Raw genomic sequence first — 9,085 nt, forward strand, 5'->3', positions numbered from 1 at the left:
ATAATCGTACTGTGTTTATTTATTGTTGATAAAATGATTCTCAAGGATAAAGGGATTGTAACGAACTTTAATCAGAAATACGATAAGATAGAAAATCCTGAAACGATTCAAACTGGTATAGAGGAAGGCAAAAGGGCACCTGATTTTACCCTTTCGGATTTAAATGGGAATATAGTAAAGCTTAGTGATTATAAAGGGAAAAAGGTGCTGTTAAATTTTTGGGCAACTTGGTGTCCTCCTTGTAAGGCAGAAATGCCGCATATGGAGAAGTTGTATAGCAAATATAAAAATGATGGATTTGAAATACTAGGTGTAAATGTGACGACATCTGAAAAAAACAGAAATGATGTTGATCAATTTGTGGACGATTTTCAATTAACCTTTACAATTCCGCTTGATGAAAAAGGACAGGCATTTAGTGATTACAGCATTATGGTCTACCCAACAAGCTTTTTTATCGATTCAGATGGTATTATTCGTAAAAAAGTGTTAGGGGCAGTTGACGAAGAGGCGATGGAAAAACTAATTCAACGCTTGCCTTAAAAGAAGAGATAAAGATATAAAAAACTGCATTGCTAATCATTGGCAATGCAGTTTTTCTCATTTTCCATTAATATTTCTGCTAATTTCGCTTTAATTCGCCGTTTTCGATAGAGCATCATTCCAGCTTCAGCAATATCATTCACTGCAGAGCGGTTAATAAAGGCACCGAATAAAAGACCTGCGATAGGGATCATTTGAAAGAGTTTCTTCCAGCCGATTTGATCCCTATAAGTAAACACAACCTCTCGCCATCCCTGAATTTCTGAAATCACTTCTCTTTTGGCACTATCATTTGGCGAATCGATTAAGGATAGTTGTTGCAGGATCGCCTTTTTTCCAACGATATCAGAAGATACGAATTGCAGGACTTTTACCATATACATTCTTTCTTTTTTATCTTTTGGATCATATCCATAGCAAATAGCGATGTCCTGAAGGGTCTTTAACTGGATCCCGAGAAGAAGGGGAATATCTAGGGACAAGGTTAAAATGCCGCCAACCCCTGTGCTCGCTCCTTGAACAGTAGCCAGACGTTTCCGATTGCTCGTCAGTTTTGTGACGGCAACATCCATTTCATTGATAGCAATCAAATTGACATCCTCTAAATGATTGATTTGCTTATCGGGATAATATGACTTTAAGGAGGAAACGGAGCTTAAATACCGTCCCCCAGATTGAATATATTGGCCAAGCTCATCAAGGATGACCCCGATTTTCTTCTGTAAAAAAGCGGGTGTGAACTTGTCCAAGAGCTTAAATGGCAGTCTGCCGAGTTTTTCCCAAAACCATAAGTCATTTTGCGCCTTTTCCCAGTCTTCACTCTTTTTTAATTCAAGCAGTAATTGTTCTTTTGTTTCCATTTAAACAAAATTCCTTCCCGTTTTAGATAAATACATATACGTGAAATCAGTAGAAAAGTTTCAATTTGTTTCAGCCAAGTTACTTTAAAATTGTATATTTATATAACTCATGTTACTATTTCTTTAAATCGAATAATATTCCTTCGGGGCAGGGTGAAATTCCCAACCGGCGGTGATGAGGATATATCCTCTTAGTCCGTGACCCGGTTTCAATGTTGAAAACGGTGGATTTGGTGAAACTCCAAAGCCGACAGTTAAAGTCTGGATGGGAGAAGGAATGGACAAGATTGCGTAAAAAAAGATTTTTTCTTTACGTTTATTTTGCTATGTTATTATGCCCCGTACAACAATTTGTACGGGTTTTTTTCTGGAGAGATTTAAATGAAAGGAGTCAATTAAACAGGAGATGCAGGTTCATAAGAATATGGAATTTGTCCTAACGATGGCCCTATCTACTAGTGGACAAACTAGTATGTATCCAAAGGTTGGAGCGGTTGTAAAGATTAGCGAAGCACTTGGACTAGGCGCCCATTTAAAGGCGGGACCGGCTCGTGCTATAAATGAACAATTTTATTACGATATCAAAACGAAACTCCCTTATGTAATGTTAAAGGCAGCTGTACCATTTGATGGGAAAATGGCTGCAAAAATAGGTGGCAGCAAATTGATAACCTCTCCAGAGTCCAGTTTAGATGTTCACCAATTAAGACATGAAAATGATGTCATCCTGATAAGTATCAATACGATTATTCATGATAATCCACATTTAACCACCAGACTGCCCCAAGGTGGAAAAAATCCCATTCGATTTGTTTTAGACAAGCATTTGCGTACGTCTTAAAAAAAAGAAAATATAATTTGAGATCAATCTGCACAAATGATTATTTTCTCTGGAAATGAAGTAGGTTCGAATCGTGCAGATGCTTTTCGCGACCCTCTAAAGGAGGAATCTGAATTATGTTTACAGGAATTATCGAAGAGTTAGGTACCGTAAAAAGTGCCGCTGCAATCGGAAACACCATTATATTAACAATTAAAGCTTCTAAAATTCTCCAAGATCTTCAGTTAGGGGATAGTATTTCTGTAAATGGCGTCTGTCTTACTGTGACAGAGTTTAATCATGACGGCTTTTCAGCAGATGTTATGCCGGAGACGTTTAAAAGTACTTCCTTGTCATCATTAAAGGATAGGACAAAGGTTAACCTCGAAAGAGCCATGGCTGCAAACGGACGTTTTGGCGGACATTTCGTGACTGGCCATGTTGATGGTACAGGAAAAATACTCAAAAAGACAGTAAATGAAAATGCTATTTATATTGAAATATCAGTGCCTAGTTCCTTTAGCCATCTGCTCTTAATGAAGGGGTCCATCACTATTGACGGTACATCGTTAACTATTTTTGGAGTAAGAGAAAAATCGGTGACAGTTTCAATAATTCCTCATACTGCAAAGGAAACGGTATTAGGACTTAAGCAAGTTGGAGAAATTGTTAATCTTGAGTTTGATATGCTGGCCAAATATCTGTATTCATTCATGACGAAGGAACAAATTAATAAGGCAGAGAATGCAGGGATTTCTGAAGACTTTTTAAAAGAAAATGGTTTTCTTTAATTTTTTTTCAAACTAAAAAGGCAGCAGGAGGTAAAGCATGTTCAGTGAAATAAAGGCAGCATTAGAAGACTTGAAGGCAGGAAAAGTCATTATTGTTTGTGATGATGAAGATAGGGAAAATGAAGGAGATTTTCTTTCAATTGCCGAGTATGTAACCCCAGAGACAGTCAATTTTATGGCGAAAGAAGGAAGGGGACTCATCTGTACTCCGATTTCTGAAGAGCTAGCCAGTAAGCTAGATCTTCTTCCGATGGTGGAAAAGAATACGGACAGCCGAGGGACAGCATTTACGGTTTCGATCGATCACAAAGAAACAACTACAGGTATAAGTGCTTTTGAGAGGGCATTTACAATAGAAAGAATGCTGAAAGATGATGCACATCCGGATGAATTTAATCGCCCTGGCCATATCTTTCCTTTAATTGCAAAGGAAGGTGGAGTATTAAGAAGAGCGGGACATACGGAAGCAGCTGTTGATTTGGCACGTCTCGCCGGTGCAAAGCCAGCGGGTATCATCTGTGAAATTATGAAGGATGATGGAACAATGGCCCGTGTAAAGGATTTAGAGATCATCGCCAAAAAATTTGACCTAAAAATGATTACGATTCAACAGTTAATTGAATATCGACTAGAACATGATTCTCTTGTGATAAGAGAGGCTGACATTCAGCTTCCGACAGTTTATGGAATGTTCAGAGCTGTTGGGTATACGAGTAATTTAGATGGAAAGGAACATGTTGCTTTAGTAAAAGGAGAAATTACTGAAGAGGAGCCTGTCCTATTAAGAGTCCATTCCGAATGTTTAACTGGAGATGTTTTTGGTTCAAATAGATGTGACTGCGGACCTCAACTGGAAGCCGCCTTAGCGCAAATTGAAAGGGAAGGGAGAGGCATCCTATTATATATGAGGCAGGAAGGCAGAGGAATTGGGCTCATTAACAAAATGAAGGCTTACGAACTTCAAGAAGAGGGATACGACACAGTTGAGGCAAACCATAAGCTTGGATTTGGCGATGATTTACGTGAATACGGAGTTGGTGCCCAAATTTTGCGAGATTTAGGTGTGAAAAAAATGCGGCTTTTAACAAATAATCCGAGAAAAATTGCCGGATTGGCAGGGTATGGGCTAGAGGTTTCAGAACGTGTCCCATTGCAAATGCCGGCAAAAACTGAAAATGAAGCATATTTAAAAACGAAACAAACGAAGCTTGGTCATTTATTAAAATTTTAACGGGAGAGATGAGCAATGAAAAAAGTAATTGAAGGACATTTAGTTGGGACAGGTTTGAAAATAGGAATTGTCGTAGGACGATTTAATGAATTTATTACTGGAAAATTATTAACTGGGGCTGAGGATGCCCTTAAACGTCACGGTGTAAAGGAAGAGGATGTAACCGTAGTTTGGGTTCCAGGAGCCTTTGAAATCCCATTAACAGCCAAAAAGCTTGCTGAAGTCGGGGGATATGACGCGATTATTACACTAGGTACAGTTATAAGAGGCGCAACACCACATTTTGATTTCGTCAGTAATGAGGTTGCTAAAGGGGTTGCTTCAATCGGAATGCAGAGCGGAATCCCCATTATTTTTGGCGTGTTAACGACAGACACGATTGAACAGGCAATTGAACGTGCAGGTACTAAGGCTGGAAATAAAGGCTGGGATGCAGCGGTCGGAGCCATTGAGATGGGTAATTTATATAAACAGCTTTCCTTATAAGAATGATTGGTATATTCTGTTTCTCTATATAAACTGACATAAGAACAAATAATTTTTTCAATTATTGCATATTTCGACAAACTAACCGTAATCTTTTGTATACAATAGTGACAATTATATAATGCAGAATTGTCGGAGGGTAATATATGGAAGTTTTTGTAGCTAGGCAGCCAATTCTTACTGCAAATGAAGATGTATTCGGATACGAGCTTCTTTACCGCAGGAATCAGAAGGTGAATGCCTTTCCTGATGTAGATGGTGATCAAGCGACAACAGAACTTATCGTAAATAGTTTTTTAAATATTGGGATTGATAAGCTATCTAACGGTAGGCCTTGTTTTATTAATTTTACCGAAAAACTGCTAAATCTTAGACTTCCTACTTATTTTCAACCGCGTGATATAGTTGTTGAAATTTTGGAATCCATTGAACCAAGTGCTGAATTAGTAGAAATCTGCAAAGAGCTAAAGGGGCTGGGCTACCAGATAGCATTGGATGATTTTGTTTTCAATGAAGAAAATAAATATTCCTATGAACTACTAAAGTATGCGGATTTTGTTAAAGTCGATTTTCTTTCAACTACAGCAGAAATGAGAGAGCGAATTGAATGGGTTGTTAAGTCAATGAATCTGAAATTAGTGGCAGAGAAGGTTGAAACTAGAGAGGTATTTGACAATGCTCGGAAAAGAGGCTATCACTATTTCCAAGGGTATTTCTTTGCTAAGCCAAGTATACTATCAACTCGTGATATTCCAGCTTATTTTCACTCTTACTATGAAATGATCCAAAACTTTGCAACTAATGAACCGAGTATTGATCGAATTACGGAACTGATTGAAAGGGATATTTCCCTATCCTATAAATTATTAAAATTAATTAATTCCCCTGCATTTAGACCTAAGCAAAAAATAAATTCGATTAAACAAGCAGTAGTATTGCTCGGTTTAATTGAATTGGAGAAATGGATATATGTTTTAGCTGTGCGGGAATCGACAATTGAGAAGCGAAAAATATCTCAAGAAACCATTCAAATTAGTCTCACAAGAGCAAAATTATGTGAAGAAATTGCAAAAATGAAAGTGAAAAGGGCGCCGTCATCAAGTTATTTTATGACAGGCATGTTTTCCATCATGGATTCGATTTTATCTATGCCAATGAGCATGATACTAAAGGAGCTTCCTCTTGAAGAAGAGATTTGTGACGCATTGAATGGTCAGTCCAATCAACTGAAGGATGTTTTAGATCTCGTTCTTGCAGTGGAAACAGCTCAGTGGAGCATCATTAGTGAAAAATGCAAAGAATTGAGTATTGATGAAAAAGATCTATTTAAATTGTATGCAGAATCTTTAAACTGGTCAAATGACCTCGTATTAGAAGAAAAATTTTCACCATAAAGATGAAAACCTGCCATTAATTAGAAGGCAGGTTTTTTATTCCTTAAAAATTGCAATATAGGTTCAAAATTTTGCTTTTCTTTTGTTTCGAAATAGGTTTTGAACGGGTCACCGTGTTGATTGACGCGCTTAATAATATTTGGTACTTGAAAGTCCTCTACTCTTAACGTTTTAACTACTTCCTCCCAATAAAGGGGTGCTGCCACAGTAGCCTCTTTTGTCCCGCGAGGTGAATAGGGGGAAATAATTGTTTTTCCTTCAGCATGCTGAATATAATCAACATAAAGCCGGTTTCCTCTGTTCTTTTTCATACGCTCAATTGTAAAAGAATCGGGATCTTTTGATATTAAATATTCAGCTATAAATGAAGTGAATAATCTTGTGTCCTCATAGGAAACCGTATTTTCTGGCAAAGGGATATAGATTTGCAGCCCTTTATTCCCGGATATTTTCACAAAGCTTATCAATTTGAGCTGGTCTAGAACGTCTTTAATTAAAAGAGCAGCTCTAATAGCTAGACCAAATTCATTTCTTGATGGCGGGTCCAGGTCAAAAACAATTTCACTTGGCCCTTTACTGTAAATGGTTTGAAAAGGGATGTGAAATTCAAATGAGAGCTGATTCCCGAGCCAGAGCAATGTTTTTAAATGATTGCACACGATATAATTAATTCCTTCAGACATGTTTGTTTCTACAAATTCAGGCGCATATTCAGGACAATTCTTTTGATAAAAGGGATCACCGAAAATACCATGAGGATAGCGGATCACTGTTAGAAGCCGATTTTTGAGAAAAGGAAGCATATAAGGAGAAATCTCTCTTAAATAATGTAAATAATCGATTTTCTGTATAGGTGGATCTTCCCATAATGGTTTATCAGGATGTGTCACTTCAATATCTGAAGGCAGATTTTTCTGCTGCTGGATAAATTGTTCAAACTTACAATCCTTGGGCTTCAGATCAAAGCGAAATCTGTGAAAGTGGGGTTCTCTCATCTGTTTCTCATAAATTTCTAAGTATTTCACTTCAACACATATACCGGGTTCGACATAAAAAAATTGATCATCATCATCCGTTTTATTAGCCTTAATGGTTTCAAATAGTGCCTTTTTTTCGTCCGGCTTCAATCCAAATAGAAATTGTCCAATTGGGTAAACCTGATCATTTTGAAAAACACCAGCATAAAAATAGCCATTCGTTTTATCATAAGCGGTAATGAAACAGGAAACATATTTCCAATTCTTGTATTTGATCCATAATGATGTTCGTTTCCCTTCCTCCCATTTATTCAATTCCTGCTTTGCGACAATTCCTTCACCATCATAAAGTGTAACCTTGTCCCAAATTTCTTGAAACGTATGATAAAAGGGAATTAGCTGCATGAGTTGTCTGCTGTTTTCATCCGGCTGGATAGGGAGTGAGCAATGTTTAAACAGTTCAGTTAATTTCCTTTTTCTTGAAAGGTAATCAAAATCCTTTAATGATTCTCCTTTTAGTTCCAATAGATCGAAAATCAGTAGATGACACGGTGAGGTGTTTGCTTTTTCTTCAATTCTCTTGTCTGACCTCATCCTCCCCCTCACTTGGATCTGTCCAAAATGAGCTTTAAATGCATTTTCTAGATAAACAAGTTCTCCGTCTAGTGTTATTGGAAGAAAGGGGCGAAATAGCTCTAATTTGGCATCTAGAAACGATTTAATTTCGGGAAAAATCGTTAGCAATGATTTACCATTTCTACTCTCTAAGGACATTTCATGCTGACTCCAATGTAAGATGGCACGAAATCCATCATATTTCACCTCATAAAGCCAATCCTTTCCTTTAGGGGCTTCAAAAGATAAACTAGGCAGCATTGGTTTGATCATTATCGAACATCCTTTCCTCACATCTAAACAAGTTAATAATTATAGAATTCCCTTTTTATTATTCGCTACTCCATTTCCAAAAGTTTAAGGGTATGAGTCTCTGCATTTCACACAAATTAAAGAAAAAGAAGAATGGAGTTTACTTATGCATACAATGTGGAAAGGAAGTATCAGCTTTGGTCTTGTCAATATCCCAATTAAGCTGCACACAGCAACAGAGGATAAAGATATTAAGCTTCGGAATCTTCATAAAGAATGTCATTCCCCAATCAAATATGAAAAAAAATGCACGGTCTGTGACGTAGAAGTAAAGAATGAAGACATTGTTAAAGCATATGAGTATACAAAAGGGAAATTTGTCGTTCTTGAGAATGACGATTTGGAAAAGCTGAAGAAGGAAAATGAAGATAAAGCCGTTGAAATCATGGACTTTGTCATGATGGAGCAAATTGATCCTATCTATTATGATAGAACCTATTATATGTCTCCGGGTGATGGAGGAGGTAAAGCATATTCCTTACTCAGAAAGGCATTAGAGGATTCCGGAAAAGTTGGACTTGCGAAAATTATCATCCGTTCTAAGGAACAGCTAGCCGTTATTCGGGTTTATGAAAAAACCCTTGTCATGGAAACGATTCATTATCCGGATGAAGTTCGAAATGCCGTGGATGTCCCAAATGTGCCAGCAGAGGATAAAGTAACGAAAAAAGAAATTGATACGGCCATTCTTCTAATTGATCAACTTACAACAGAATTTGAACCGGCAAAATATACGGATGAGTACCGAACAGCTTTACTTGAGCTAATTGAATCGAAGCGAACTGGAAAAGAAATAGTCACTCCTACAGAAAAAGAGCCAGTGTCCAATGTGACAGACTTAATGGCGGCGTTACAAGCATCGATTGATAAAACAAAGCCTAAAAAACCGGCAGCCAAGAAAAAACGTGTGGCAACAAAAGCTAAGAAGGAAGCATAAAAGGAAAAGCGGAAGCGCCTTCGGAACAATCAAAGAGCAGATTGTTCCTGCGAAGATTATTCCTAGGAGCTTTCCTTAGTGCCCACCCCCGACAAGCACAAGTCGAGCCTCCCGGAAAG

The 9,085-nt window shown here is 37.6% G+C and carries 9 protein-coding genes and 1 riboswitch; of the genes, 7 read left to right on the top strand and 2 right to left on the bottom strand.

Annotated features, from left to right (window positions below):
* Window positions 1-543 (top strand): peroxiredoxin family protein (locus V7149_RS21780; RefSeq protein ID WP_335347688.1); only part of this gene is annotated, 543 nt, incomplete at its 5' end.
* A 32-nt stretch (window positions 544-575) separates the two neighbouring features.
* On the opposite strand, the gene V7149_RS21785 is transcribed toward V7149_RS21780, so the two are convergent.
* Window positions 576-1,403, bottom strand: coding sequence for an EcsC family protein (locus V7149_RS21785; RefSeq protein ID WP_335347689.1), 828 nt, complete (start codon window positions 1,401-1,403; stop codon window positions 576-578).
* 135 nt (window positions 1,404-1,538) lie between these two features.
* A riboswitch (FMN riboswitch) is annotated at window positions 1,539-1,684 on the top strand.
* A gap of 125 nt (window positions 1,685-1,809) precedes the next feature.
* On the opposite strand from V7149_RS21785, the gene V7149_RS21790 reads away from it, so the two are divergent.
* The 5 genes from V7149_RS21790 (at window position 1,810) to V7149_RS21810 (ending at window position 6,125) form a co-directional block, all read left to right on the top strand.
* Window positions 1,810-2,244, top strand: coding sequence for a RibD family protein (locus V7149_RS21790; protein ID WP_335347690.1), 435 nt, complete (start codon window positions 1,810-1,812; stop codon window positions 2,242-2,244).
* Between the two features lie 116 nt (window positions 2,245-2,360).
* Window positions 2,361-3,014 carry a riboflavin synthase gene (gene ribE, locus V7149_RS21795; protein ID WP_335347691.1) on the top strand — a complete coding sequence of 218 codons (654 nt, stop codon included), beginning with the start codon at window positions 2,361-2,363 and terminating at the stop codon, window positions 3,012-3,014.
* A 37-nt stretch (window positions 3,015-3,051) separates the two neighbouring features.
* Entirely contained in the window at window positions 3,052-4,245 is a 1,194-nt protein-coding gene (locus tag V7149_RS21800) for a bifunctional 3,4-dihydroxy-2-butanone-4-phosphate synthase/GTP cyclohydrolase II (protein WP_335347692.1), read from the top strand.
* Between the two features lie 15 nt (window positions 4,246-4,260).
* Complete coding sequence (ribH, locus tag V7149_RS21805; RefSeq protein ID WP_335347693.1) at window positions 4,261-4,731, top strand: 6,7-dimethyl-8-ribityllumazine synthase; 471 nt, start codon at window positions 4,261-4,263, stop codon at window positions 4,729-4,731.
* Between the two features lie 146 nt (window positions 4,732-4,877).
* Window positions 4,878-6,125 carry an EAL and HDOD domain-containing protein gene (locus V7149_RS21810; RefSeq protein ID WP_335347694.1) on the top strand — a complete coding sequence of 416 codons (1,248 nt, stop codon included), beginning with the start codon at window positions 4,878-4,880 and terminating at the stop codon, window positions 6,123-6,125.
* Window positions 6,126-6,145: 20 nt separating this feature from the next.
* Here V7149_RS21810 and V7149_RS21815 read toward each other — a convergent pair whose 3' ends face one another.
* Window positions 6,146-7,987: a DNA ligase D gene (locus V7149_RS21815; RefSeq protein ID WP_335347705.1), complete on the bottom strand. Its 1,842-nt coding sequence runs from the start codon at window positions 7,985-7,987 to the stop codon at window positions 6,146-6,148.
* Window positions 7,988-8,135: 148 nt separating this feature from the next.
* Between V7149_RS21815 and V7149_RS21820 the strand changes: the two genes are divergently transcribed.
* A complete protein-coding gene (locus V7149_RS21820; RefSeq protein WP_335347695.1) occupies window positions 8,136-8,966 on the top strand; it encodes a Ku protein in 831 nt (276 codons plus the stop codon).
* Window positions 8,967-9,085 lie beyond the last annotated feature (119 nt).

The sequence above is a fragment of the Bacillus sp. JJ1503 genome, from assembly GCF_036965125.1.
In the GTDB taxonomy this organism is placed as follows: Bacteria; Bacillota; Bacilli; order Bacillales; family Cytobacillaceae; genus Cytobacillus.

Excerpts from the sequence above, each read along its gene's own strand:
- V7149_RS21800 (WP_335347692.1), top strand. The coding sequence starts at position 3,052 with ATGTTCAGTGAAATAAAGGCAGCATTAGAAGACTTGAAGGCAGGAAAA.
- V7149_RS21820 (WP_335347695.1), top strand. The coding sequence starts at position 8,136 with ATGCATACAATGTGGAAAGGAAGTATCAGCTTTGGTCTTGTCAATATC.
- V7149_RS21785 (WP_335347689.1), bottom strand. The coding sequence starts at position 1,403 with ATGGAAACAAAAGAACAATTACTGCTTGAATTAAAAAAGAGTGAAGAC.
- V7149_RS21790 (WP_335347690.1), top strand. The coding sequence starts at position 1,810 with ATGCAGGTTCATAAGAATATGGAATTTGTCCTAACGATGGCCCTATCT.
- V7149_RS21810 (WP_335347694.1), top strand. The coding sequence starts at position 4,878 with ATGGAAGTTTTTGTAGCTAGGCAGCCAATTCTTACTGCAAATGAAGAT.
- ribH (WP_335347693.1), top strand. The coding sequence starts at position 4,261 with ATGAAAAAAGTAATTGAAGGACATTTAGTTGGGACAGGTTTGAAAATA.
- ribE (WP_335347691.1), top strand. The coding sequence starts at position 2,361 with ATGTTTACAGGAATTATCGAAGAGTTAGGTACCGTAAAAAGTGCCGCT.